This is a genomic window from Paradevosia shaoguanensis (assembly GCF_016801025.1).
In the GTDB taxonomy this organism is placed as follows: Bacteria; Pseudomonadota; Alphaproteobacteria; order Rhizobiales; family Devosiaceae; genus Paradevosia; species Paradevosia shaoguanensis.
Map to the genome: position 1 here is coordinate 4,325,347 of NZ_CP068983.1, position 23,690 is coordinate 4,349,036.

Annotated in this window: 30 protein-coding genes; 4 read left to right on the forward strand and 26 right to left on the reverse strand. The window is 61.7% G+C overall.

Annotated elements, in window-relative coordinates; genetic code table 11:
- Positions 1 to 2: 2 nt before the first annotated feature.
- Genes JNE37_RS20935 through JNE37_RS20955 form a run of 5 tightly spaced genes read right to left on the reverse strand, consistent with a single transcriptional unit; the run spans position 3 to position 6,354 of the window.
- The gene (locus JNE37_RS20935) at positions 3 to 2,453 is read right to left on the reverse strand and encodes a phage tail protein (RefSeq protein WP_203064692.1); all 2,451 of its coding nucleotides are present in this window, start codon (positions 2,451 to 2,453) and stop codon (positions 3 to 5) included.
- Complete coding sequence (locus tag JNE37_RS20940; RefSeq protein ID WP_203064693.1) at positions 2,454 to 2,912, reverse strand: DUF6950 family protein; 459 nt, start codon at positions 2,910 to 2,912, stop codon at positions 2,454 to 2,456. It abuts the gene before it with no gap.
- Between the two features lie 2 nt (positions 2,913 to 2,914).
- Positions 2,915 to 3,547, reverse strand: a complete 633-nt coding sequence (locus JNE37_RS20945; protein ID WP_203064694.1) for a hypothetical protein — start codon at positions 3,545 to 3,547, stop codon at positions 2,915 to 2,917.
- Positions 3,544 to 4,170, reverse strand: a complete 627-nt coding sequence (locus tag JNE37_RS20950; protein ID WP_203064695.1) for a hypothetical protein — start codon at positions 4,168 to 4,170, stop codon at positions 3,544 to 3,546. Before JNE37_RS20950 ends, JNE37_RS20945 begins: the two co-directional genes overlap by 4 nt.
- Before the next feature lie 3 nt (positions 4,171 to 4,173).
- Positions 4,174 to 6,354 carry a phage tail tape measure protein gene (locus tag JNE37_RS20955; RefSeq protein ID WP_203064696.1) on the reverse strand — a complete coding sequence of 727 codons (2,181 nt, stop codon included), beginning with the start codon at positions 6,352 to 6,354 and terminating at the stop codon, positions 4,174 to 4,176.
- A 62-nt stretch (positions 6,355 to 6,416) separates the two neighbouring features.
- On the opposite strand from JNE37_RS20955, the gene JNE37_RS20960 reads away from it, so the two are divergent.
- A complete protein-coding gene (locus JNE37_RS20960; protein WP_203064697.1) occupies positions 6,417 to 6,872 on the forward strand; it encodes a PH domain-containing protein in 456 nt (151 codons plus the stop codon).
- A 135-nt stretch (positions 6,873 to 7,007) separates the two neighbouring features.
- Here the strand turns inward: JNE37_RS20960 and JNE37_RS20965 are convergent, their stop codons facing one another.
- From JNE37_RS20965 to JNE37_RS20990, 7 genes are all read right to left on the reverse strand, one after another.
- Positions 7,008 to 8,153 carry a hypothetical protein gene (locus JNE37_RS20965; protein ID WP_203064698.1) on the reverse strand — a complete coding sequence of 382 codons (1,146 nt, stop codon included), beginning with the start codon at positions 8,151 to 8,153 and terminating at the stop codon, positions 7,008 to 7,010.
- Positions 8,150 to 8,662, reverse strand: coding sequence for a DUF4365 domain-containing protein (locus JNE37_RS20970; RefSeq protein WP_203064699.1), 513 nt, complete (start codon positions 8,660 to 8,662; stop codon positions 8,150 to 8,152). The genes JNE37_RS20965 and JNE37_RS20970 overlap by 4 nt, the downstream gene beginning before the upstream one ends.
- A gap of 98 nt (positions 8,663 to 8,760) precedes the next feature.
- The gene (locus JNE37_RS22895) at positions 8,761 to 8,988 is read right to left on the reverse strand and encodes a phage tail assembly chaperone (protein WP_425511499.1); all 228 of its coding nucleotides are present in this window, start codon (positions 8,986 to 8,988) and stop codon (positions 8,761 to 8,763) included.
- Positions 8,989 to 9,098: 110 nt separating this feature from the next.
- Positions 9,099 to 9,473 carry a hypothetical protein gene (locus JNE37_RS20975; RefSeq protein ID WP_203064700.1) on the reverse strand — a complete coding sequence of 125 codons (375 nt, stop codon included), beginning with the start codon at positions 9,471 to 9,473 and terminating at the stop codon, positions 9,099 to 9,101.
- A 9-nt stretch (positions 9,474 to 9,482) separates the two neighbouring features.
- Positions 9,483 to 10,226, reverse strand: a complete 744-nt coding sequence (locus JNE37_RS22700; protein WP_246513392.1) for a hypothetical protein — start codon at positions 10,224 to 10,226, stop codon at positions 9,483 to 9,485.
- Positions 10,227 to 10,297: 71 nt separating this feature from the next.
- Positions 10,298 to 10,723, reverse strand: a complete 426-nt coding sequence (locus JNE37_RS20985) for a DUF4128 domain-containing protein (RefSeq protein WP_203064701.1) — start codon at positions 10,721 to 10,723, stop codon at positions 10,298 to 10,300.
- 3 nt (positions 10,724 to 10,726) lie between these two features.
- On the reverse strand, positions 10,727 to 11,131 hold the full coding sequence (locus JNE37_RS20990) for an HK97 gp10 family phage protein (protein ID WP_203064702.1): 405 nt from the start codon (positions 11,129 to 11,131) through the stop codon (positions 10,727 to 10,729).
- Positions 11,132 to 11,181: 50 nt separating this feature from the next.
- On the opposite strand from JNE37_RS20990, the gene JNE37_RS20995 reads away from it, so the two are divergent.
- Positions 11,182 to 11,436, forward strand: a complete 255-nt coding sequence (locus JNE37_RS20995; RefSeq protein WP_246513394.1) for an excalibur calcium-binding domain-containing protein — start codon at positions 11,182 to 11,184, stop codon at positions 11,434 to 11,436.
- Here the strand turns inward: JNE37_RS20995 and JNE37_RS21000 are convergent.
- The 6 genes from JNE37_RS21000 to JNE37_RS21025 form a co-directional block, all read right to left on the reverse strand.
- Positions 11,433 to 11,843, reverse strand: a complete 411-nt coding sequence (locus tag JNE37_RS21000) for a hypothetical protein (protein ID WP_203064703.1) — start codon at positions 11,841 to 11,843, stop codon at positions 11,433 to 11,435. The two genes, JNE37_RS20995 and JNE37_RS21000, sit on opposite strands and share 4 nt — an antisense overlap.
- 3 nt (positions 11,844 to 11,846) lie before the next feature.
- A complete protein-coding gene (locus JNE37_RS21005; protein ID WP_203064704.1) occupies positions 11,847 to 12,287 on the reverse strand; it encodes a DnaT-like ssDNA-binding protein in 441 nt (146 codons plus the stop codon).
- Positions 12,281 to 12,736, reverse strand: a complete 456-nt coding sequence (locus tag JNE37_RS21010) for a hypothetical protein (RefSeq protein WP_203064705.1) — start codon at positions 12,734 to 12,736, stop codon at positions 12,281 to 12,283. Before JNE37_RS21010 ends, JNE37_RS21005 begins: the two co-directional genes overlap by 7 nt.
- 29 nt (positions 12,737 to 12,765) lie before the next feature.
- The gene (locus JNE37_RS21015) at positions 12,766 to 13,224 is read right to left on the reverse strand and encodes a hypothetical protein (protein ID WP_203066462.1); all 459 of its coding nucleotides are present in this window, start codon (positions 13,222 to 13,224) and stop codon (positions 12,766 to 12,768) included.
- Between the two features lie 67 nt (positions 13,225 to 13,291).
- Entirely contained in the window at positions 13,292 to 14,275 is a 984-nt protein-coding gene (locus JNE37_RS21020; protein WP_203064706.1) for a major capsid protein, read from the reverse strand.
- Positions 14,276 to 14,390: 115 nt separating this feature from the next.
- The gene (locus tag JNE37_RS21025) at positions 14,391 to 15,167 is read right to left on the reverse strand and encodes a hypothetical protein (protein WP_203064707.1); all 777 of its coding nucleotides are present in this window, start codon (positions 15,165 to 15,167) and stop codon (positions 14,391 to 14,393) included.
- A 121-nt stretch (positions 15,168 to 15,288) separates the two neighbouring features.
- Between JNE37_RS21025 and JNE37_RS21030 the strand changes: the two genes are divergently transcribed.
- Positions 15,289 to 16,167, forward strand: a complete 879-nt coding sequence (locus JNE37_RS21030) for a putative phage abortive infection protein (RefSeq protein ID WP_203064708.1) — start codon at positions 15,289 to 15,291, stop codon at positions 16,165 to 16,167.
- Positions 16,168 to 16,205: 38 nt separating this feature from the next.
- On the opposite strand, the gene JNE37_RS21035 is transcribed toward JNE37_RS21030, so the two are convergent.
- The 6 genes from JNE37_RS21035 to JNE37_RS21060 form a co-directional block, all read right to left on the reverse strand.
- Positions 16,206 to 16,478, reverse strand: coding sequence for a hypothetical protein (locus tag JNE37_RS21035; RefSeq protein ID WP_203064709.1), 273 nt, complete (start codon positions 16,476 to 16,478; stop codon positions 16,206 to 16,208).
- 8 nt (positions 16,479 to 16,486) lie between these two features.
- A complete protein-coding gene (locus JNE37_RS21040; protein WP_203064710.1) occupies positions 16,487 to 17,560 on the reverse strand; it encodes a phage minor head protein in 1,074 nt (357 codons plus the stop codon).
- Positions 17,544 to 18,962 carry a DUF4055 domain-containing protein gene (locus JNE37_RS21045; protein WP_203064711.1) on the reverse strand — a complete coding sequence of 473 codons (1,419 nt, stop codon included), beginning with the start codon at positions 18,960 to 18,962 and terminating at the stop codon, positions 17,544 to 17,546. The genes JNE37_RS21040 and JNE37_RS21045 overlap by 17 nt, the downstream gene beginning before the upstream one ends.
- Positions 18,962 to 20,374: a phage terminase large subunit gene (terL, locus tag JNE37_RS21050; protein ID WP_203064712.1), complete on the reverse strand. Its 1,413-nt coding sequence runs from the start codon at positions 20,372 to 20,374 to the stop codon at positions 18,962 to 18,964. The genes JNE37_RS21045 and terL overlap by 1 nt, the downstream gene beginning before the upstream one ends.
- The gene (locus JNE37_RS21055; RefSeq protein WP_203064713.1) at positions 20,361 to 20,825 is read right to left on the reverse strand and encodes a DUF2280 domain-containing protein; all 465 of its coding nucleotides are present in this window, start codon (positions 20,823 to 20,825) and stop codon (positions 20,361 to 20,363) included. The genes terL and JNE37_RS21055 overlap by 14 nt, the downstream gene beginning before the upstream one ends.
- Before the next feature lie 241 nt (positions 20,826 to 21,066).
- Positions 21,067 to 21,684 (reverse strand): putative metallopeptidase, encoded by a 618-nt coding sequence (locus JNE37_RS21060; RefSeq protein WP_246513396.1) that lies wholly within the window; start codon positions 21,682 to 21,684, stop codon positions 21,067 to 21,069.
- Between the two features lie 241 nt (positions 21,685 to 21,925).
- Here JNE37_RS21060 and JNE37_RS21065 point away from each other — a divergent pair, with 241 nt between their 5' ends.
- Positions 21,926 to 22,381 carry a DUF4145 domain-containing protein gene (locus JNE37_RS21065; RefSeq protein WP_203064714.1) on the forward strand — a complete coding sequence of 152 codons (456 nt, stop codon included), beginning with the start codon at positions 21,926 to 21,928 and terminating at the stop codon, positions 22,379 to 22,381.
- A gap of 165 nt (positions 22,382 to 22,546) precedes the next feature.
- Here JNE37_RS21065 and JNE37_RS21070 read toward each other — a convergent pair whose 3' ends face one another.
- Together JNE37_RS21070 and nusG are read right to left on the reverse strand one after the other, a co-directional pair.
- Positions 22,547 to 22,834 (reverse strand): hypothetical protein, encoded by a 288-nt coding sequence (locus JNE37_RS21070; RefSeq protein WP_203064715.1) that lies wholly within the window; start codon positions 22,832 to 22,834, stop codon positions 22,547 to 22,549.
- 204 nt (positions 22,835 to 23,038) lie between these two features.
- Positions 23,039 to 23,620, reverse strand: coding sequence for a transcription termination/antitermination protein NusG (nusG, locus tag JNE37_RS21075; RefSeq protein ID WP_203064716.1), 582 nt, complete (start codon positions 23,618 to 23,620; stop codon positions 23,039 to 23,041).
- Positions 23,621 to 23,690: the final 70 nt, after the last annotated feature.

Consider the following 23,690-nt stretch of genomic DNA (forward strand, 5'->3'; position numbering starts at 1 on the left):
TCTCAGGCTCCGGTGAAGGTGATTTCCGGATTGACGCCATCAATGACGAGGCTGGTCAGGTCGAGCGAGGTGACGCGCTCCACGGCCAGTTCCTTGAGCACCAGCCGGCCGTTTACCGCGTCGAACCGGAACGCCTCGGCCGTGTGAACGCCATCGGTGATGACCAGCTTCTGGGCCAACAGAGCGATCTGGGATGTGAGCACCCCGCCGACGACTTCGAGATGGATGCGAATGCCGCTCTCGATGATCTCACCGGCCTCACCGATCCGTCCCATCACCGCGATGTCGGCATAGGTCAGGTTGTCCGAGGCGAGCACGTCGAAGCGCAAGAAGGCATCGGAGACGGCAGTTCCAAGCTTGGCGATCGTCTCCTGGATCAGCGTGGCATTGGCAGCGTCGGCCTCGACGCGCGCCTTGCGCTCCTCGATGACGGCGGCGGCATTGCTGCCGCTCTGCGCCTTGAGTACCCGCACGTCGCGCTTGCTGGTGTCGCTGACATCGCCCAGGCCATTGGCGAGGTTGAACTGGTCCTGTTCAAGCTGCGCCAGGCGGTCGGGAACTGAGCCTAGAAGATCCTCGCGGGTGATGAGACCGTGGGCATTCTTCAGCTCATCGTTGAGCTTTTCGAGTCCCACCGAACCGTCAGGCACCTCGGCCGGCACAGTCTCGCTGCCCGAAATGAACGTGAAGAGGTTGGTCTTGACCGTGACGCGGCCGTCGCTGCGGATCGGGATGGCATAGCCGGTATAATCCGTCTCGGCCTGGAGTGGTCCGAGCAGCAAGGTGCTGGAGAGCCGAGCGCTGGCAAAGAAGTCCTGCTTGTCGTTGGCCTCGCTTCCGGCGGCCGGCCATAGCCGGATCATCACCTGGTCGACATTGGGGTCGGTGATCTGGGTCCACGTCGCCCGGGCGAAGGGATGCACTGCGCCGCCGCCCGCGCGCTGGAACGGCACGACCGAGAGGCCCGAGACAGCGATGGTGCGATCCGGGTTCGCTGGGCCGGCACCGGGTTCGGTCGGTAGGGTCACGAAGCTGTCGCCACTGGCCGGAACAATCGTGTTGCTCCATTCGGACAGCGTGACGGTCACGCCGAGGCGATGCTCGATCGGCTCGACCTTTTCGACCACCATCAGCACGCTGCCCCACTCGCAGACGCGCGTGATGCAATCGCCGGGCTCAAGCGCGAAGGCCTTCGGGGTGAAGGTCTCAACCCGAGTACCGGCATAGAACTGGCGGCGAAGTGCGATCTCGGCACGGGCCTGCGCCCGGGTCTGGAGGTATTCGAAAGGTTGGTCGAGGGCTATCGCCCGACGCCCGCCCAACACGCTCTCCAGCTCGGTATTGATGCGCGGCGTGAACGGCGCCAGGCCCCAGGCGACATCGGCCGAGACGAACTGGCCATGCCACATGGTCTTCTTGCTGCTGACGGTGCCCTTGCGATCGGCACGTACTGGATGGCCGCGCAGCCGGTCGCCGTTGGTCAGCGTCATGACCGAAACCAGTTGCTGCGCTGGCAGTGGCACGTCGGCACCACCGCGCTTGAAGCTCGAGCCGCAATAGGCGGCATCAAGCTCGGTGAGAACCGACAGCTTTTCCTCGTCGTCGCCGATCTCGCGACCGAACTCGTAGCGTTTGAAGGTCGTGTTGGTGACGGGCTCGTAGATATCCTCGTCGCAGAGATTCGCCGCTGCTGTGTAGCCAGCGAGGTCGTTGGCGAAGGCGGAGAACCCCTGCCCCAGCACCTTGACGCCGTTGACGAAGATGCCGCGCCGATAGTTGTAGCGGATGACGGCCGGGTTTCGGGTCCACACATAGGTGGACTGGTCGCCCCAGACCGCACCGGGCTGGCGCCAGTCGAGGAGGCGGAGCCCGCGCCAGACCGAGCCGGAAAGCGGCAGCGTCGAGCCGTAGAAGTCCGGATCGTAGCGGGAGGTGATGATGAGGTAGGCGCAGCCCGTCATCTTGTGGGCGGCCGTCCAGCGGCCGGCGGGATTGGCGCGCGCAATCAGCTCGGGGTCGGCAGCCTGGCCCGGCGCGCCATTGTATGCCTTGACCCACATGTATGGGACACCACCTCGCGTGAACTGCGCCACCGACCGGCCGCGCGGATCAGCGTTCGTGCCGACCAGCGCCATGGGCTTTTCGTCGATGAGGAGCGTTTCGAGGCCTTCGTGCCAGCCGTGGCCGACCTTGATCACCAGTTGCAGGTATTCGTTGTCGGTGCCGTATTCGTTGACATAGACGAGCTGGCCACGCGCCCGACCGAGGCCCACGACAGCGGAAACTGGCGCGCCCTCGCCCACCTGCATCTCGAAGGAAAAGCCCTTGGAGGTGGAGAGCGTCTGAGGCGTGTTCTTCTGTTGCGGGCTGAGTGCACTGGCGAGCAGAGACGCGCCGACACCGATGGCGAGGTTGAGGGCAATATTCCCAAGAAGCGGGGCGACGAAGGCCATTCACCGGGCTCCTATGGCGAAGGTGGACTTGAGACGATGAACCGGCACACGCACGGGACCGCTCGGGCCTTTGCCGAGGGCGGAACCGTCGCCGAGAACAATGAGCGTTGAGAACCAGGGCTTGCCCTCAATGGTCTGCTCGTAGACCCCGCAATCGCCGCGGCGCGCCAGCAGCGGCACCACTGGCGGGAAGGTGGCAGCCAGAGCTTCCTCGACATCACGGAAGCCGAGCGAGAGCATGAGCTTCATGGCACCACGCTCGGTGCGATAGCGGCGCAGGCGCGACGGCAGCGGGTTTCTTCCGCACATGGCTTTGCAGAGGTCGGCAGGGACGATCAGGCAGTCGGACACGCCCCAGGCGAACGGCTGCGCCATGTGGCGCTCGACCGTTTCGACGAATGCGTTTTCCCAGCCCTGCCGGCGCACCAGCGGGGTTCTCCAGGTCGGTGGTGTGGACATGGTCAGCCTATGGTCTCTTCCGGGCGTTTGCCGAAATTGATCTTCTGGTTCTTGGTCGTGCCGACATGCTCGAAAGCCCTGTCGGTCGGGTCGATCAGCGCCTGAAACTCGGCATTGCTGGTTTTGCCCTCGATCTCGCGCTGGGCAATGTCGGGCTCTTCGAGGATCAGCGAACGCACCGGATTGCCTTCCTCGTCCCAATCGAGCGGCATGGCGTCTATCTGCCGAACGGCGACCTGCTCGCGCTCGATGGGCACGCCGTCCTTTGAGAGCCAGAAGATGGAGAGGATCGCGGTGCGTCCCTCCCATTGCTCTTCATCGATCGTGGCGCGCACGCCGTCGTCGAAGACGTTGACCGGGATGTCGCTGCCCTCAACCATGTAGGTTTCGAAGAGCCGCGCAGTGATCGCCCGGCTTTCCGGCCCAAGGGCATTCTCAGGCACATCGAGGGCAGTCAGCGCGCCGGCGCCATAGAAGGTCTGTTCTCCTATGGTGGGATCATCCCAGGTGAATTGCCCGCGCACGCCGATCGCGACATTGACGATGCCGCTGTCGAAAACCAGCGTCAGCGCGTCGATGCCATCAACCTCGCCGGCAGCAAACCGCGCCGCCGTCTCGGGGGCGAACATCTTCACCGCAACGCCTCCATGATTTCGAACGAGATCGGCGAGGCCTCGGCCACTTCCTTGTCATCCCAGGTGCCGGGAACGATCATGAAGCGCATTTTCGGGTTCTTGAGCAGTACGGTGGCGCCGGCGGCGACCACGCCAATCGGGAGGCGCGGCGTCACTTCTACGACCTGGGTGATGGCGCTCGTCACCGTCAGGTCCGCCGCTACCCAGCGATGGCAGACGATATCGCCCTGCACGATGGAAAGCCGGTCACCCCGCTGGAGTGTCATGCCCTCCACCAGATCGCGCAGCACGATGGTCCGGAGGTTCGGCACCGAGACCAGTTCCGCATTGCCAGCCATCGGCCAGGATGCCGCATCATAGGCATGCGGGAACCGATGGCGGGGATGAACGAAGTCGACGCGCAAGTTCTCGTCTACGCAGCGCGACAGGAACGCCCGGAAGTCGGCATGTTCATTACGGGGGCCATGCGCGAAGAGCGGCCGCGTCGTCATCGGTCCCGCCCAGAAGGGGTCGGCCCGACGAGACGTGATGATAAGCCCGCCTTCGGAGCGAGCGGAGGCAATGCCGAGGTCGGGATCGACGCCGCTCTGGATGAAGGCGTAATCGGGAAGGTTGATGGGCATCGGCTAGAACCCCGGCGCGCCACGGCGGCGTGCCTCCTGAACCTCATCGCGCACGATCGCGCGCACGGCCTTTTCGCCGTTCGGCCCGGTGACGCGTTCCGCCTTGATCGCTTCACCGCCCGAACGCTGGTCGATGATCTGGATCAGCGGCCAGTTGTCGTTGCCCTGGTTCTGGTTGGCTGCGCCGGCAACCAGCACACCGAGCGCGCCCGAGGCGGTGCGCTTGAGCGGCATGATCGCCTCAGGCCCAGCCTCGCCCATCAGGCCGGCTCCCTGCGCAAATGCGAAGACCGTTGGCGTGTTCACCACCTGGCCCGAATACGCGGAAAGGCTCTTGCTCGAATAGACGCCCCCTTTGGCGTTCGGGAACAGCCAGCCCAGGAGGCTACCGAAGATGCCGCCGCCGCCAACACCGAACCCGCCGCCCTTGCCCGAGAAGGCGCCGAACAGCGTGTCCCAGATGCCGTCGAGCGCCATATCGAGGAACTTGTCGGCAATTTTGTCGAGGGCGTTCGCTGCCGCATTACCAAGGCTTTCCCAAAGCCCCTTCCCTTCCTTCAGGCCAGACTTCAGGTCGGAGAAGAACCCTTTGAACGTGTCCTTGCCGAGATTGTAGATCTCGGTGATCCGACGCGTCTGCTCCTCGGCCGCAGCCATCGCTGCAGCGTAACCCTCAAGCTCGGTGCGGATCTGCGGAGTGAGCTTGATGTTGTCGTTAGCCGCCTTGTTCAGCAGTTCCTGGGTGTAGCGGAGCCGATTGGCCTCCTGCTCGGTCATGCCGAGCGCGGAAGCCTCAAGCTGCTGTTCCGCTATGAACTGTTTCGACCCGAGGATGATCTTGTCGTAGGCCTTCTGCGCCTTGGCGGCAGCCTTCTCCGCGTTCTTATCGAAATATTTGAAGCCGGAATAAGCGTCGAAGTCACCGAACGCTGCGGCCGAGCCGGGGCTCATAGCTGCAATTAGCGCATCCTTTCCCTCAAGGGTCTGCGCACCGTCAAGCGCGTTGAAGCTGGCGCCCACATTAAAGGATGCCGGATTGGCGCGGGCGGCGATCGCTGCTTTGAGGCCATCCACTTCGGCCTGCATATCTTTGATGGCGTTGTCGTTGCCGAGGCCGAAAAACGACCAGATCATATCCTTCGCCCCGCCACGGCTTGCCTCGGCATTGGCGATCGCAGCCTGTTTGCTCGCCAACTGCTCTTGCATGATGTGCAGCGATCTATTTCCCAGAGAAGCGGTCTTGGCATTGAAGTCGGTCAGAGCACCGCCCGGTGCGTTCAGAAAGTTGGCCAGATCCTGAAGGGCCTTCATCGTCCCAGCGATCACCTGCGCTATGGCGCTCACGGCTTTGATGATGATGTTCGCAAAGGTGCCAATCGCGCTGACCATATCGGGCGAAGATACCGCCTCGGCAAGATCGATAAGTGCATCGCGGAGGCCCTTCGACTGCCCCGTGCCCCTCACCATCGCGTCGAGCGCGTCCTCCCAAGTCTTGCGGGCATTACCCCAAGCCCTGGTCAGCCCCCCATAGCCCTGCTCCGCAACGCCCTTCACCTGCTCTTCAAGGGCCTGGAAAACGACGTTCTGTGCGGCGGCCTTGTCGTTGGCCTGCAGGAATGCCTGGGCAAGGTCCTTTTGATCCTGGGTAAGCTTCACGCCCCGCTTCGAGAGCATGGCCATGCCCTGAATTGGATCGTCCAATGCCCGCGCAAGACCCTCGACGTTTTGGCGCAGATCGCCGCCCCAAGCCGCCGCCATGTCGTTGGCAAGCTCAAGGGCGCGATAGAACTCCTTGCGACCGAAGCCGTAGGTCGCAAGGTTTGACGCGACTGCCATGACTTCGGCACCAGCACGCCCCGTACGTCGCTCCAGAGTATCGGCCCAAGCTGCGATTTCCTTAGCGCTCGTTCGGGCACTGTTGCCGGAATTGGCGAGCGCTTTATCTACCTGGCGAGACATGCGCTCCATGTCTTCAACCCGACTGACGGCGGCGCCTATCGCTCGACCAAGCTGGTTGACCAAATACGTGACACCGGCAAGCTTGAGCAACCGATCGAAGCTGCGAGCGAGCTTCTGGGTAGCTGTTTCGGTGCGCGCCGCCTGATCCTCGAGGTCTCGGAGCCGGCTCTTCGCCACAGCGACGCCATCTGACCGCACCGCCAAACCAAGTTCTGCGATATCCATGCGATTGCCCTTTTCTGCGCAGGTCGTTAGCTTCGCCGCGCGAACCTGATCGGGATGAACAATTGAGCTACGTCGACAGCATCTTGCAGCCCAACGAAAGAGTGTTGAACGTTGGCCACATGCACTGGATCGTCTACCTGCGCGGCCTTGGCGTCGCAGCCATCGGCCTGGTCGTGATACTACTCCCCCTAGAGGGAGGCCTCCTTACTGGTGCCCGGCTCATTGGAGCAGTGCTGTTCATTCTCGGTGTGGTTGCGCTCTTCCGAGCGTGGCTCGCCAAGGTGACAACCGAGATCGCCGTCACCAACTATCGCGTTGTCAAAAAGCGCGGTCTGATCTGGCGAGAAACAGCCGAGATGAATATGGAGAAGGTGGAGTCCGTTCTTGTCGACCAGTCTCTCCTCGGTCGGATGTTCGGCTTCGGTTCCGTAGTCATCCGCGGTACAGGATCCGGGATCGAAGGCCTGCACTTCATTGCCAACCCGCTTGCACTAAGAAATGCCATCGTGGTTCGCTGAGCGAGCCCGCCAACTGCAAGCGCGCGTCGAGGACGCCTTTATTGCTGCGACGGGTCAACCGCCTCGCTGATCGCTGCCTTCTGGTGCTATCGCCCGAGCGAGAGGACGCGAATTGACGAGGGCGGCGTCCCTCGATCAGTCGTCATCTCCGGCTCCCAACTCGATCTCAATCAACTCCGCCGAATTTAGCTGCCAGCGCTGCCCAACTCGGTCGAGATCACCATGGAGACGTACCGGGTGCACTTTTTTGTGCGCCTCGACTGCCACGTTGTAATCGCTGCCTCCAAGTGTCGCTTTCACGGAGACCCATCCGTCATCAATGAAGGCCTTGAGAGTTGCTTCTCCAGGCGCCATCGGGTCTGCGCCATCGCGGACAAGCTTGTTTATGAAGCCCTCAATGACCTCATCAGGCCTTGACTGACGATCTCGAAAAGATCGCGCCACCGAGCGCAGCACTTCCCCCTCTGCTCTGGTGAAGCTTCGGACCCAACGGGCATGCGGCGTCGGCCTTGTCCTCGCCCAGGTCACGGATACTTCGAATCCATCACCGGTCTGGCTTAGGGAAGCTGCGGCGTCACAGAGGTTCGCGCTAACTCCCAAATGCACGGACCTGGCAAACACGCCGTCCGGTCCGCCTGACAATAGACTCTCAACACCTGACGCCGCCGCATCAAGGCCTGTCGTTAGGCGCCGTGTAACTCTGCGTTCGTAGGGCTCGTCCTGGAAGTTAGGCCAAAACACAGCTTGTTCAGGTTGAAGCTGAGGCGGAACCGGGGCCAAAAGGGCAACGACAAAGCTCCCCTGCTCCGTTTGACCAAGCCGAACACGACTTAAGAAGTCGTCAGCTTGCTTAACTTTACCTGCTCGGTAAGTTCGCTGTGGGCTCCAGGCAGCACATGCCGCGGACAGCATCAAATCACGAGAGTTACGAACTAATTCAACACCATCATCTACTGAAACCGAGCCATCACTGTCGGCTTCAGCTATTCGAACCCGAACTACGTCTTTGTCAGCAGAAACCAGATCTCTATATACCTGAAGCTCGTCACGGCCCTCGTGCCTCGCGATGCGCCAAATTAGTTCACCAATCACGGAGGCGTAGTCGCCTAGCGCCTCTGTCACGGGGACGACCAACTCATCCGCGAGGGGCTTGTTGGCGTAAACGACGGAATGCTCACCGTAGGCCTCCAAGTTGGCCCAACCTTCTGAAATCAGATACGCCGCCACGGCGGCCGGAGAGACCGCTCTGAGTGCCTCGGCGTCGGTAATGCGTGCCTTCATTCTATCTTCCCCAGCCGCGACATCTCCATCAAGCGGCGCAGAGCGGGAACGTCAAAAACGTTCTGTCTTGGGATCGGCACACTTACAGTTGCCCTATTTTCTGTGGGTTCCGCGTCGCGCAATGACACCCAGTACGCACAACGTTGGATTACTAACTGTTCTGAGCTGGCCGTTAGCCATTTTTCTGGTTCCGATGGGAGATCCAACACCACAAGAATCCGTGGCGTCTGAGTTGCCACTCGCAGGTCTTCATAGTTTTTCAGTTTGACCGGATACGAAAAGTGCACCTCTGACCCCTTGAGGTTGACGGTCGACTTAAGCTGGATGTCCAGCTTGGGGCGCATTTGCCCACCTGCCCAAATCTGCAGATCGATGCTATCGCGGTCAGGCTGAGGCGCCTCGCTGCAATTGTACCCGGCATGGGCGGCGATAGCATAGACGTAGGCTATCGAAAGAGCGCTCTCGACGTCCGTTTGGTGCAGTAAAGCATCCCCATCAAGCAACTTCATGACCCCCAAAACTCACTAGAGATCATATTGAGGATTCGTTGATAAACAATCCTATGGCTTCTTGGAATCTGGCTCAGTACTTCACACTCCCACTTGCGCTAAGAAACGCCATCGTGGTTCGCTGAGCCGGCAACGGCCAAGAACGAGCCATCCATATCCATCAGAATGGCCGCCTCTTCGGGCCGGACAACATGCCCGGTCCGTTGCACCCATGCCATCATCTCGGTGTTGGTCACGGGATTGGGGCCATTGAACCCAGCTGGTTGTGACCGGCGCAGATCCCAGAACCACTCCCAGAGGTACTCCCCAACCGGCGGGACCTCCACCGGGGGGCTTTCGTGGCCGAAACGCGCATTTCGTTCCCTGCGCGTTTCGCCGTCTTTGTCGGGGAAGTCATAGCGGACGAGGACGCGGACGGCCTCGGCCAGTTCCTCCCCTATTTCTGAAAAAAAGCGGCTTCATCCGTCAGGGCAGCGTCGATCTGCTGGGCGAGCCACGGGGCATCGGTCAGAACGATCTTAAGGTTGCCCGAGGTGAAGTCCAGCTTCTTGCCCTTCCAATCGGACTCCCCGCCCCACTCCCAGCCGACGACGGCGGCCATAAGGAGTTCGTTTCCGTTCTCCTCGATCGTCTCGGCTGTAGTGGTCTTGTTGCGGGCGCGCAGAGCCTTGTTCTGGAGCCGGCGACGGACGGCGGCCACCCGCTCATCCTGCAGCGACACGGCCTTGATGACGAGCCCGGTCGGCTCTCCCGTCCCCGGATGGGTGATCGGAATGTCGATGGTGTCAGGCTTGATGGTCGAGAGGTCCATGTGCGCTCCTTACGCGGCGATGACGTCGGCGGTAGCGCCGCTGGTCTTCGAGAGATTGCCGGCCGAGTTCGTGGCGGTCACAGCGACCGAGATGTCGGCGCCCACGTCTCCGACGACCGGCACATAGGTTTTGCCGCTGGCCCCCGCGATATTGGTGCCCGCCTTCTTCCACCGGTAGGCAAAGGACGGCTCGCCGGTCCACTCACCGGACAGAGCAGTGAGCACCTGCCCAACCTGGGCGATCCCGGCGATGGCCGGCAGGAGCGTATTGGTCGGCGCAACGATGGACTGCGGGTCAACGACGATTTCGCGCTGATTGAGCGCCATCGTGAAGACTTCAAGGATGAAGTCCTCGTTCCGGCCATTGGGGCGCGTCGGCCCGGTCACGAGGCCGCGGTTGTAGTAGACCGAGTTGGTGTGGTCCGCGTCCGGGGCGTCCTTGTCCTCGAACTTGAACGCATAGTTGAAATTGGTCTTGGCCGCAGCGCGCAGCGCGACCTGGCCGGGATCGGTCGGGTTGCGGGCGCATTCGATCGTCGGATCGCCAGCGTTCGAGATGCCCTTCCCCTTCTGAGTCACATCCGTGGCCAGTTCGTCATAGGAAACGACATTGGTCTGCGTGCCGCTCTCGCCGATCGCGCCGACATTGCCGATCTCGATCCACGTCAGCGCCTCGAACGCTGCCTGATCGAGGACGTTCGGCTGCGGGGTAGTGCAGATGTAGGCCTTGCGGTCCTTGTTGGTCCGTGCCATCGCTGGCTCTCCTTCTCAATGGCATGAAAAGCCGCCCGGAGGCGGCGTGTGACCCGGATGGCCGGGATGGATTAGGCAAAGCACTCGTAGGGCACGCTCACCGGAGTCATCCAGCGAGCGCTCGCATCGTCGCGGAAGCCCTGCGCCACTGTCGGGCGGGCGGTGATGTCTACGCGGGCTCCCGAATAGACCAGCGATAGCCCGGCCGGGAAATGCGCTGCCACCTGCCCCGCGATCTCCCTCGCAACCGTCTCGCCGTTTAGAACCGCCAGCGGGTACATGGCAGATATCTGCAGGATGCCGCGATACCAGTGCGGGTCGGCGCCCTTGAGGAATAGGCGCTCGGTGCGGTTAGGAAGGTGCGTGACCCTGAGATAGGCCCCGGCCGGCGCCGTAAACGCCTCGTTCGGCCAAGCCACTGGGTGAACAGTGTTGAGCACCAAGGTCTCCACCCTGCCCCGTAGCGCGAGCCAGATTGCCGTTTCGATTGCGGGCATCGCCTATTCCTTGCTCAGCTCGCGCGCGACGGCATCAACGATCGGTCGCCATCTCTGCACGGTAAGGCGAACCATGCCGTTGGGTGCCTGGCTGGAATAGCCATACTCGAGCTGCCCAGCGTAAGGCAGGTTGTTGACGAGGTAGATCACCTGCCCCGCTGAGAGGTTCATCGCCTCCGCCTGGACCTTCGAAATCGTCGCGATGCCCGCTTTGTCGTCGAGCTCCAGCGTGCCTTGCGGGATACGTCCGATCGCGACCTGCCAATTACCCCGGAAGCGTCCCGTATCCACGGGCGACATCATGATCACCTCGGAGAAGACATCGAGGGCAATTTTGCGAATAGCAGTATCGATCTTCGCCTCGGTCTTGCGATTGAAAGCTGTGACCTGTGCAGCAAATCCCGGCATCTGGACAATCCTTTGCTGCGTATGCACGAATAGCGGCGGGGGTACTTCAAATGAGAATTGCGATATCCATCGCGTTGATGCTTTCGTCGGCACCAGCATTTGCTGGAAACCTAAGCACCGCGCTCTTACCAGAAACCGGCATTGTCATCGCACAGAGCTGGAGTTGCGATCAGCGCAAGACTTGCGGGAAAATCAGATCTTGCGATGAAGCCACCTGGTATCTGTACAACTGCCGTTGGGGCGGCAAGCTGGACGGAGACGACGACGGCGCACCCTGCGAAAATCTTTGCGGCAGCAACAATTAGCGGCTGACGATCAGGTCGTGGAGGACAGGAACGCCGGCCGGCGCCAACATCTTGGCCGCCGAAACGATCCATGGCTCGCCCCCCACATATTCATTGCCGACAAACTCACCATTGACGAGCAAGATGTCGGTCGTGGTGGGCACAATGGCGAGACCAACGGGCGAGACCAAAGCTTGCTGATCGCTCGCTTTGATGACGGTGCCTGATATGTCGCGCCCCACGTCTTGCAGATCGATCGGCAGGAGCGCGACGGTCACCCGATGGCAGGTGGTCACGTTCGTCGGCGGGTCCCAAGGGTTTGGTCCTGGCGTGGAGACTGAGCGCGGGATCGCGCCGATCTGGCCGAACTCAGCGATCAGATCTTCGGCGTCCTGCTGGCTCTGGAGGTAGTCGAACTTTTCCACCATGGCCTATACCCGGAGAATGTCTACCGACGCGCCACCCGCGGGGCGCAGCAGACCGGCGAGAAGCTGATCGATGATTGCAATGTCGGGCCGCACTGCCGACGCTTTAGAAGCTTCGGAGTACTCAAGCTCCTTCTCAAGCGGCCCTACTTTCTTCCGCTCCCGCCTGAGCACCTTTGAGGCGATGAAGTCGGGGTTGAGCGAGCCTGGCGAGACGAGCTCTCGGCGTGCGGCTTCTATGATCGCGTATTTCACCTCCGCGGGGGCATCGTCATTGTGCCATTCGTTTGCCCAACGACCGTTTCCGATGCCGGCAATGTAATCTTGGGCCCGCCGGATAGCACCGGCCTTCACCTGGTCGGGGCCGACCCACTCCGCCCAGGCACGCAGGATCGCGTAGGCGTCGGCGTCGACAACTGAGACCGCTGGGTCGGTGAAGCTCAGCATGCGAAATCCCCATGCGATATCGCGCGCACACGGCCAAAGGCACTCGATCCATGCTCCTTGGTCGCTTCGATCGCCTCGACGGCACTGGCTCCGGCCCACAAGGCACCAAATGCTGTCGCGGAGCCCCCACCGATGGCGAAATACGGGGCGTCGTAAGCCTCGACGCCCTTTGCTGCGATAAGCCGAACTGGGCCGCCAGGACTCACAGCGAGCACGATGAACGAATTTCCATCATCGCCAACAGCTTCGGGTTTCGGCATCGTCGCAGGATCTGCTCCAGCCCTTACCCATTCGAGGAAAGCCATCGCCTCGGGAGCGTGACCGGCAGCGCCGTAAAGGGTGCCGTCTGGGCCTTGGGCAAGCTTGTCCGCCCAGCCATGGCAGGCATCGCCCATCCAAGAGCCGCTATCTGCGGCCATTATCCCGTCGCGATACGCGATTGTGGTCATGGTCTGCCTCTCCGTCGCAAGGCCCGGGGTCAAGCAGCTTTGGCCAGTTCCTCGAGCTGATCGCGCGTCTCGTCCGACACACCGACACCCTTGCCGGTAAGAAAGGTCTTCAGTTCCGTGTCGCTGAGCAGCTTGATGAGTGCAGCGACGATCTCGTCCTTCTTGTCGGGCGTGGCGTCGCCCAGCACCTTTTTGGCGGCGGATTTGAAGGCCATGAAGTTTCCACCGGCCGTGCCCAGCGCATCGAGGGCGGCAGAAGTATTCAGAGCGCCTGCCCCGTCACCGCCGGTAGCAGAATTGGCCGCCGTCGCCTGCTGAGGAACGGCTATCGTGGCCTCAGCGCCGATGGAGCCGTCGCGGATTTCTGCATCAGCCGGGGCGAACGATGCGTCGACGATCCGGTAGCCCTCGCTGTTGAGCTGGCGCTTGAGTTCGGGCAGGACGGGATGGCGAACGAAAGCGGTCTTATCGAGTACGATCTTGGACATGGTGTCTTTCCTTTCTGGCCTTGGTGATGGAGGCGAGCGAACCCGCCTCCACTGCAAAAGCCAGCGCTTAGGCCTGGCCGATGGCCATGACACCGGCGGTGTGCTTGATCGACGTCGCCACCTTGTCCCAATTGGAGCCGGTGCCAAGCTCGGCATCGGTCGGAGACTTGCCGCCGTTCGTTTCGTCCCAGGTGTACCCCTTGAGGCCGAGGCCGAAGGTGTAGTCGATCTGCAGCGTGGTCTCGATCCGCTCCTTGCCGTTGCTCGTCTCGATGTTCGAGATGATGTCGCGGCTGTCCGACACGGTTGCGGCGTTGGACGCCAACGAGAGCACGCGACGCTTGGCAGGAACTTCCGGCGGTCCCGCATCCCCCGCGGTGTAGAGCGCGGGAGCATCGGTAACGACGACCGTGCGGCCGAGGATGTCCACGACGCGCACGTTGCCGGCCTGGAAGAGGGTCTGGCCGTTGGTGAGGTTCTGACCGATGAAGCCGTGATAGCTGGCACCATCCATCACCTGAGCAACCAGAAGCGGCGAGTGGTCACCGAACAAGGCATGGCTATCGTTGACCGCGACGTAGTCCACCTTCTTGGTCGCCGACACGTCCACCGTAGTCGCATTGCCCTGATTGCCGATGGCGGCGACGAGAGCGGCGATCGAGGTGTTGAGCTGGTCCTGCAGCAGCGCCTCGGCGAAGTTGCGGGAGGCGACCTCGATCCCCTCTGCCGTAGGCTTGTTGAGCCAGGTCATCTGCGACGGCTCGAACCTCACCGGGCCGAAGCCGCCAGCAACCTTCACCGAAGAGTGCTTGAGCTGGGTCAGGTCGGTGGCAGCGGCGGCATTGTTCGTGGCGTAACGGTTCACACGGCGGCGAGCCGAGTGGATGGCAGCGTAGAACGACTCCTGCAGGAAATCGCCCTCGAAGCCTTCGGTGGTCAGGCGGATCGCGCCGCCGGACGCACCATTGAACTTGTCGACGAGCTGCGCCAGCGTCTCGATCGTCGCCGGCATGATGTACTTGTTGAAGACCTGCATCTGGGACAGGGACATAGCTGAACCTCAATGTTCCGATTGTGGGTGATGTTGGGGTGTGCCGTCAGACCGGCTGAGTGGCGCATCGCGCCGGGCCGCACCCCATCGAGGGCAGCCGAGAGACACGAACCGGCTATTGCTGAGCCAGTTCGGGAAATTTCGCCGCGATCGCCTTGGTGCGCTCGCTCTTGTCGCCGCCGAAGTTGCCGGTCGGCAGTTTGGGGCCGCGGCCGCCATTGTTGCCTTCGGGGCTGGGGCCGCTCGGCTTGGCGAGGAACGCCTTGCCCTTGGACTGCGCCCAGTCCTTGACGAATTCCGGCACGGCGATCTCGCCGAGATCGGTTTCCACGATGGCCTTGCGACTTCCGTCGTCGGCACGCTGAACCTTCACGGACGGCTTGAGGTAGGCGAGTGCACCGTCGAGAAGATCGGGGTCGACGCCGACCTCGAGGAGCGAGCTCTTCAGCCCGTCTTCGGCAACGGACCTGTCGATAAAGCCATGGGCCTCGGCGAGGGCCTCGTCCTTGGCCGCCAGCTCTTCGGTGTGCTTCTTCACCAGGTTGGTGATCCGCGTTTCGTAGAGCTGCTTCTGCGACTGGATATGCTCGTCGTTGATGCGTTTCTTCGCCGGGTCATTTTCGTCGCCGGCAGCGGCCTTGAGAGCGAGGTACTCCTCCGCGTCGAAGCCTTCCGGGATCTCGGCGAGCTTGGCCTCGAGGTCGGCGACCTTGGCCTTGTACTCGTCGCGCTTGGCGACGTTCGCGCGGTTGGCGGTGATGACGCCGCGCACCTTGGGGTGATCATCGATCCCCTCGATGTCGAGGACGAACTTCCCGCCCTCTTCCTTGTAGAACTCGACAAAGCTCTCGGGGAGCCCGTCGAGCGTTTCGAGAAGTGCTTTCAAAGCCATCGGCTTTCCTTTCAGTGGGAGCCCGGCTCGCGGGCATGAAAAAAGCCGCCCGGAGGCGGCAGTTGTTAAAAGAAAACACAGACACTCTGGATACCAGTGCGCTTGTGATGAGGGCGGTCAAATGTTGCTTGTATGGATAGTTTTGCCGCTGCTTGCTGCGGCGGTATGCGTAATTTGGATTTACTGGGCACACAGCTCTCTAGCTTTGATCACGCATTTCTCAGGGGCAAAAGACTGGAGCGAGGCCGGGCAGTGGGGCGACTCGTTTGGGGGGTTCAATGCACTCTTCGGCGCCCTCGGCTTCTCCGCCGTAATGGCGACGCTGCTTTTTCAGGCCATCTCACTGAACCGGCAACAGCGGGATTTGCATCGGCAAGCGTTCGAGAGCTCGTTTTTCGAGCAGTTGAGGCTGTTGCGAGAGGCGCGGAATGAGGTCAGATACCTCTTCAGCGCCGCCTATCGAAACGAAGTTCCTTCTTCAAATTCCTCACTCAGGGGCGAACAAACCGGTCTCAAGGCGTTCCGTGCCGCAGTGCTCGAAGCCAAGCACTGGATGGACCGCGATGCCAAGGCTGGTGAGAAACTCACGGCAGAGGAGGTCGGAAGAATTTATCAGAAGCGTATCCATAGCCGCTTTGAAAGCACTTTCGGGACCTATTTTCGCTTATTGAATGCCGCATTGGCTCGCATCGACAACGACAAGATGCTCTCGAAGAGCCAGAAAATAACTTACGCGAACCTCCTACGAGGGCAGCTTTCGACGTTCGAAGCCGCTTTAGCAGGATATAATGCGCTAGCCCCTTTCTCTGGGAATTTCAAACACTTGGTGATCGAGTTCCGTTTACTAAAATACATACGAACTGGCGCGACAAGGACACTTCTAAAGCAGTACTACCCGGAGAGCACTTTCATCTCTAGGCCGAAGCGCCGTGGCCTTTGGCCGCTCCAGAACAACCTGGTGAGCCAAGAAAACGACGTCGAAGCTGTTGATGAAGCCTAACTAGTAGCTGCGGTTCTGGAGCAAGCTCCTCCGGAGCCTTAAAGCAACCTGGTGACCTTGCCTCGCGCCATGCAGTGGGCACATACCCACGCCTTGGTCCCGCCGACCTTCTTTCCGGCGGGGCTGCGGCGCGGGGCCAGCGTCACCTCAGTAACCATGCTGGTAGCGATGCCGGTGTCGAGCTCGCACTGCCAGCAGGTCACCTGCTCATCCTGATCGAGCGCGGTACGCCGGCCCGCCCGCGGCGTGTCGGCCGGTCGGTCGCCTTCGATGCTGGTCAGATGGGAGCGGTCGCGGAAATCGTCCTTCACGCCCGTCACTATGCCGCAATGCCAGCTTTGGCGAAAGCCTCCTCGTCGAGCCGCCGCAACTGGTCCAGGGTCAGTTCTTCCCCTGCCCAGTTGGTGAAACTGTCTACCTTCATGCCACCCTTCCGGAACAGCGCTGCGCGTGGCGGGCCCAGGGCCTCGTTCTGCGTGCTCGCAGGCTGCTTTCGTAGCCAGCTGTCATAGGTTTCGGTTGCACTGACCTGACCGTTCATGCTGGCGCGCGTCGCCGGCGGCAGTTCATCGATGTCGAACCCGAGCTCGCGCCATGACTTCGTGACTGGCACGCGGATACACCGGCAACCGATGTGCGCCGGCGTCCGCGTCCCCTTACCAAGTTCGAACCTCTGCCCGTCCAGCCCCATGCAGTGCGGACAGGTCCGTGTATCAAGCGTCGAAACCCATTGCTCGGCGGCAATCAGATCGTCGTTGGCCGCGTAGAGCTCGTCGCGGGCCGCCGTGGTCGTGTGGGCGACGGCGGTTCGCACCATGGCTTCAGCACCGCGGCGGCCGATCTGCATGATGCCGTCGGCGTAGTTCAATGCCCGGGTGCCGCGCGCCCGGCGCACGATCTGGTCTACCGTTTCGCCCTGGACGACGCCGAGGCGGATGGCATCGCGCAGCCTGCGTGCCTTGGCGTCCGATAGCTCCGTCACCCATTCCTTGAGCAGGCGGCCCTGAAACGGCCGGGACGTCACGGCCGCCTTGAGCATTTCCGCCGTGGGCGACACGAAGTCCCATGCGATGGGTAGAGCGGACTGGATCAGCCGCTGTTGAAAGCCAACCTCGTACTTGGCGATGGCTAGGAGATCGGACCGAAGCTCTTTGCCAACAGTGACATGGGCGGCCTGGTTGATCTCCCTGATGGCGTCGAGCAGCTTCTGCAGGCGCACTGACGTGAACGAGCCTTTGAGCGTCGCGCCGCGCGAAAGCAGCTTGTCGACAATCTCTGCGTCGGCGCGATCCAGAAGGCCGATGAGGCGCCTCAGTACCCCGGACCCGAGCCGCTGGACCTGCACCTGATGGCGAATTTCCAGATCGCGGATGCGATCATTGACCGCCGACATTGCCGCCCGTCAGGTCTGGGTTGCCGAGTCCTGCTCCCTCAGTCGAAATGAGCTCCTGCTCTTCCTCGAAGGTGCGTTCGGCCGGAACAAGTTCGCCCTTTTTGAAGCGGTCGAACATCGTTTGCTTCGAGTAAGCGCCAGCCTGCCAGCCAGCCACAACGGCGGTGATCTCCTGTGGCGACAGGGTATGATCGAAGAAGTCCGTGTTGGGCGTAACGACGACGCCCTCCGGGTCCTCGCCCATCCATTTCGCGAGATTGCGAAGGGCGCGCTCCAGCCCTTCGGCCGATGTGAGCGCAATGGTTTTGAGTGTCGACGTCTGGTTGCCCAGCCGAAGCTTGATCGCCTCACCCGATTCTGCGGTCCGCTGCGTGTCGGCCAGAAGGTTGGCGCCGAAGATCACGGCGCGGTCGAGGCTATTCTGGATTGCCTTCTCCTGCGCGGCGAGGCCCGGCCCCGAGAACTCCAGGTATCCAGCTTGCGCGCCTTCTGGCAGCAGCCACAACTTGGATGAACCCAGTGTCGTCGGCGCCTGCCCGTTCTTCACCGCCTCCGCCGGGTCGGCAAAGCCATTCGCCCAGGGCGTCGGCTCCGAGGTCATATGCAAGGCGAACGTATAGTCGGCATCGAGACGATAGACCCGCACGGCAAGCTTGCCGAGGCCGTAGAGCGGCACGTCGTCAGGATCCGGGGTCAGGTCGTTGGTGTCGATGAAGACGAACGGCAGCTCATCGAGAGGTCGCCGCTTGCGCGTCGAAGCTTCGACCACCTCAGTCGCAGTCCAGCCCGCGCTGGTCCTCACCCAGACGCGAGCGCCGTACCGTCCGTCCAGCACGAAACACTCGCGATACTGATCGAGCGCCTCCCATTTTCCGGTCGACCGATCGAGCACCGGACGACTTTCGTTGAGCATCAGCCAGTCCGGCCGCTGCTCGGCGTCGGTGTCCCAATTGGTGATCGCTTCGGCCACGTAGCCGGCAAGATACGGCTCACCGCCGGCGGAAATACCAGGCAGGACGCCATAACGCCCCGTCACCATGAGTTCGGTGCAGATGCGCCGATGCAGCGCCTCCAGCGACAGACCGTCGCGCGTCGACCGTTCCCGCAGCGGTTCGAGTGCTGGCGGCAGGACGACATTGGGCGGCTGATCAAGGATGGTGCCAACTGCGCCGCGGACCGTAGGCGCTACGAGCTCGGGGAACTCGGCACGTTGCTTGTATCCATCGTAGGCTGCTTGCCTGAGCTGCACATCTGCAATAGCCCGAGTGCCCGATTTCATGGGCAGGTAGCTCACGCCCTTGGCCTTTATCTCATCTTCACCAGCCATGCAGTCGCGCATGAGGCGCCAGGAGGGGGCAAAGGCATCGTAAGTCGGATGAGTGGCGGTCGGGTCGAAGGCCATCAGTAAAATCCAGTCTCAACCACGGTTGCGGGGCCAGTCTTCGGCTCGATCAGTGCGTTGAACGCTCGGCTAGTGCTGTCGGCGTCATCGTCATGGGTCGCCTCGGGGAAGCCCTCCAAGGCAGTGAACCAGTCATCGTTCCATCGCCCGCGAAGAACGAGCACGTTGCCCGCCTCGGCCTGGGCCGAGAACGGAGAGAAGCGTGTCACCTTGTCGCCGCTCTCCGGCGTTGCCCGCGCAGTGAAGCCGCTCAGTAGCTTAATCAGGTTCGTCACCTGCGACTTGCCCGCCTGGCCGGGGTCTTGCGGAAGCGAGATTTCGGTGTCGCGCCCGTCTTGCTCTGCTGTGTTCTTGATCAGCGTCTCGACCCCGTTTGGCGAGGCCCAGTCTTTCACGTGATGCCCGACCAGGTAGCGACCATCGGGCAGCTTTCCGATCTTCGTGCCCGCCGTGCCGTCCGGATCGTTGCCCTCGGTCTTCGGCGTTGCCGCCAGGTCCCAGCCCCGCATCCAGCGAACACCGGCCGGCACCGCGTCGACGATCTGACACCAGCCACGCTGGAACAGCAGCCCGGCCGCCGGCCTGATCTTCCAGTTGCCGCCTAGGAGCCGCTCGCGTTCCACAGTGGGGAGCGACATGAGGTTGGCGAGGTAGCCTGGATCGGCTGCCATGAGCGCCTTGTTGTCGCTCAGGCGCGCCGGAATGAAGGTGACCGACTTCGGCGGGATCGGCCGCTCGATGCCGTTCTCGTCTGGCGCTGTGTAGCTGGCCAACTCCTGGGGGCTGTCGCCCCAAATGATCTTGTCGCCTATGCGGATGAAGTGGCGCAGGACTCCGGCCCGCTCGATGATCGGCAGGCCCGTCGACTGATCGATCCACCAGGCAATGAACTCGGCGACCCAGCTGTCCGCGTCGGGGTTGCAGGTCGCCCGTATGTAGGGCCGAACGCCGCACATGGAGCGATTGCGGCTGACCATGTACCAGAACCGCCTGGCGGTGAAATGCGTCAGCTCGTCAAAACATTCCAACGGGATCTGCGAGCCCTGCCAGTTGAGCACCGTCTTCTCGTGCTCGAGGTGGGCAAAGCTGACTGAGGCTCCGGACGGAAAGGTCCACGACATGTCCGGCGCACTACGCGGATCGGCCTGCAGCAGTGGATAGATGTTCTCGCTCTCGTCCCAGAGGCCGCCTTCGTTGCGTACCTGGGTGAGGTTGCGACGGAAGAAGACCGCGCCGAAGCCGGGATTGGCTATGTGCCGCAGCGGCTCCATGAGCAATGCCCACGTCTTGCCGCCGCCGGCCGCACCACCGTAGATCGCGATATCCGCCGCCGAGCCAAGGAACTGCGTTTGCGGTCCCGGCTGAGGCCGGATGACTTTCGGGGCGCCCTGCCCTTGCTCAATCCCTCCCATTGCTGGGCAATTCGAAGAAGGTCACCGGAGCGGCTGGGGCCGGCAGGTCTTTGCCATCTTTGCCAGTGAGCTCGCGACGGTTGGAGTAGACATTGCCGACTTCTTCCGCCGCCTGCTTCATCAGCGATGCCGCCAGGACCATGTTGCCCTGAGTCTCGGCCTTCTCCGCCATTCGCTGCAACGCCCGAAGCCGAACCGCGCGATGACTGATCGCGATCTCCGCAGTGTTCTCCAGGAATGCCTTCCGGGTCTCTTCGAAGAGCGCTCGCCACCTGGCTGCCAGCTTTGCTCCAGCCCTCTTGTTGGGGTCGTAGCCTTCGACGGCCTGCCGGGTGATTTCCTCGCCGTATTCCTTCTTGACTGCCGCGACCACAACAGACGGGCTGTCGAAACAGGCTAGGCTCTGGACGATGAACGTCTGAACCGCGACCGGCATGTTGCCTTTTGCCATGGTTGTGTCAGGCTCCGGTCAGGTTTGGAGAAAAGCTCATGGTTGCCAAATGCCCGAAATGCGAGAGCAGCATCACAAATGCAAATCTCGCGGACTTAAATGTCGGGTCTCCGTTCGCTCAGCAATGGAAAGGCATTGCCTACACCTGTCCTAGATGCAGTACGATTCTGAGCGTTGCGATTGATCCTATCGCCATAAAGACCGATATTGTGAAAGAGGTCCTGCGAGGCTTGGGTAAGTCTTAGGCCGCCCTTAGCTGACACGTGCCACACGCCCGGGTAACATCGACCCGGGCGATTTCGGGCCCCGCGTTAGCCGCTGCTACCATTTCCTCGACGTGCGCAGCCGAGTCACCATACCGACGGACCACGCCGACGAACTCCTCCACGTCATGGCCGCGAATGCCATAGATCGGCTTGCCGGTCTGTTTGTTGAACCGCGGGGCGCCGAAGGCATCACGCTCTTGGCCGGCGTGATACAACTCGTGCTCGACCAGGGCCATGAACTCAGCATCGGTGCAGGTCGCGGTGTATTCGGCATCAAAGGTCAGCAGGAAGGTCGGCACCTCTCCGAACCAGTCGAGGAGCTGGCGCTCCATACGCGCCCTTCCCCATTTGCCCATCGGTGGGACGCCCATTTCACATTGACCGACCACACGGCGGCCGGCGCGGCCATTCGGCACGTTGGTCCACAGCGCGCCGATGCTTGCCCAGCGGAGGTGACGATGGTCTTCGTTGAGGAGCACCGCGCCTTCGTTGATGAAAGTCTCACGCGACCAGTCAACCAGGTCCCGCGCAGGGTAAAATACCGGTTCGGCTGGATTGTCGAATATCCCGTCTGGCGGCATCGGCCTCTTCATGCAACGCTCTTATGACCATGGTTTGGGAGGATGGGCATTGATCAAAACAAAAACCGATAACAGTCCGAACAACAGAAAAATGCCTGGCCCGCAATTGGTGGGAATGCCGCGATGTCCATTCTGCAACGTCGTCGATCCGCTGTTAGAGAGGGTTTGGGCTACAGACAAACCCACTGAGCGCTCGGATGGATCTAGGAGTCGATATTGGGGAGCCTACAAGTGCAAAACTTGTGGATCAGTGATGTCCGTCGCGGCAAACTACATCGGCGATTGGTTCGACGTCGAAGATGTTTTTCCCGTGCCGAAGCAGGCTCACGCAGATATCCCTGAGCCAGCCAGGACGTTTTTGCAGCAGGCATATGATACCCTACATGCTCCGGATGCTGCTGCAGTCATGTCAGGCAGCGCTGTCGACGCAATGCTCAAAAAGTTCGACTTGGCCAACGGCAGCCTATACTCACGAATTGACCAAGCCCTTGAGCAGAACATCTTGACGAAAAGCATGGCTGACTGGGCTCATGAGGTGAGACTGGGATCAAACAGGCCGCGCCATGCCGACGCAGATAACCCTCACGTCAAACCGGACGAAGCTCGCCAGTCAGTAGAGTTTGCCGAAGCTCTAGGCCAATTTCTCTTTGTACTGACAGCACGCATTCAGCGTGGCATTGACGCCGCAAGGGCTGCCGAAGCGGGCTAGGCCACTCGCTTCCACCCGAGATTGCCCTGCGTTGCGTCCACCCCACGGGACTTGGTGCGCCCGCTTGGACTGCGCGCGTCTAGGCCTTGTCCGTGTGCCGGGATTGCGGGTCGAAAAAGGAGGCCGCGCCGCCCTGAGGCAACGCGCCAAACGTTGGCCTGCCCGCTAGCAGCGCGCGCCGTACTCGGTCAGGGTGAAGCCGCCCGCCGAGAACAGGTCATGGACGGCGGCACGCTCAGTGAAAGCGCGCTGGCACACAAGATTAGGATCGGCGGCGCCCAGCATGGCGGAGTGTGCGAGGCGGTCGAGGGCCAGGCTTTCGCCGACGGGCAGGAGCAGCGGAATATCGAAGGCATAGGCCGCCATGGCGGCGCCGGTAGCGAAGTAGCCACCAATTGCGAGGCAGGCCGTGGTGACCACGGCAAAGATCGTCGATCGCAGCGAGCGATACATAGGCTTTCCTTTCGAGTGGGATATGCCGGCGTTGCGACCGGCGCGCAGATATAAGAAAATCCGCTTGAGACTCTCTCAGCGGCTTCGAATTGCGCGCATGCAAAAGCTTCGCGCCGATCTGCAATGGATGGCTGGGCTTGCCCGGCACAAGTCTCCAAATCTGGAGCCGCGCTAACGGTCAGCAAGTTCGTCCTAAAAACGCCGCTATGCTGCTTCGGGGACCTCGTCAAGCTCCTCCACCCAGTCCGGAGGAAACTCCACCGGCGATAGCCGGCCGAACACGTTCAAGACGGCACTGATGGTGCCCCTGCCGCTGACGTTGACCACCTCGGCGGGGAACCCAGTGAAGGGCCCGCGCTTCGCCAGGACGTGGCTGCCCACCGGGAAGCGCAGCTTCGTCGTCTCCTTTTTCGTCCGACCGATCTCTTTGCGATGCAGCTTCCCTGCTCGAGTGTCATCGAACGCAAAGTTCTGCTCCGCGTCGCGAACGGCCAAAAGGGCATTGGTCTCGACTTGGTTGAGGGCCTGGGGCCGCCCCTCGGCGCCTAACACGCGCTCGACCCCTTCACAGGCCCGCAGGCGATACCATGCAACCGGTCCATCGACTTCCACGAAGAGGTAGCGCGGAAAGATGCGGAATTCCGTCTCGCGCCAAATCTTCTTCCTTTTGGAGAACTTCTCCACACGCCCCATCGGCGCATAAGCCGAGAAGCCAGCGCGGCGCAGATTGCGCCCCGCCTTCTCCTCGCACTTCACGTTCGTCAGAACAACGTACCATCTCGACATGACTAAAACCCCCATGGGTGTTGAAACCAATGAGGCTGGGGCAGATCGAACTAAGGAACACCGAGGTTCT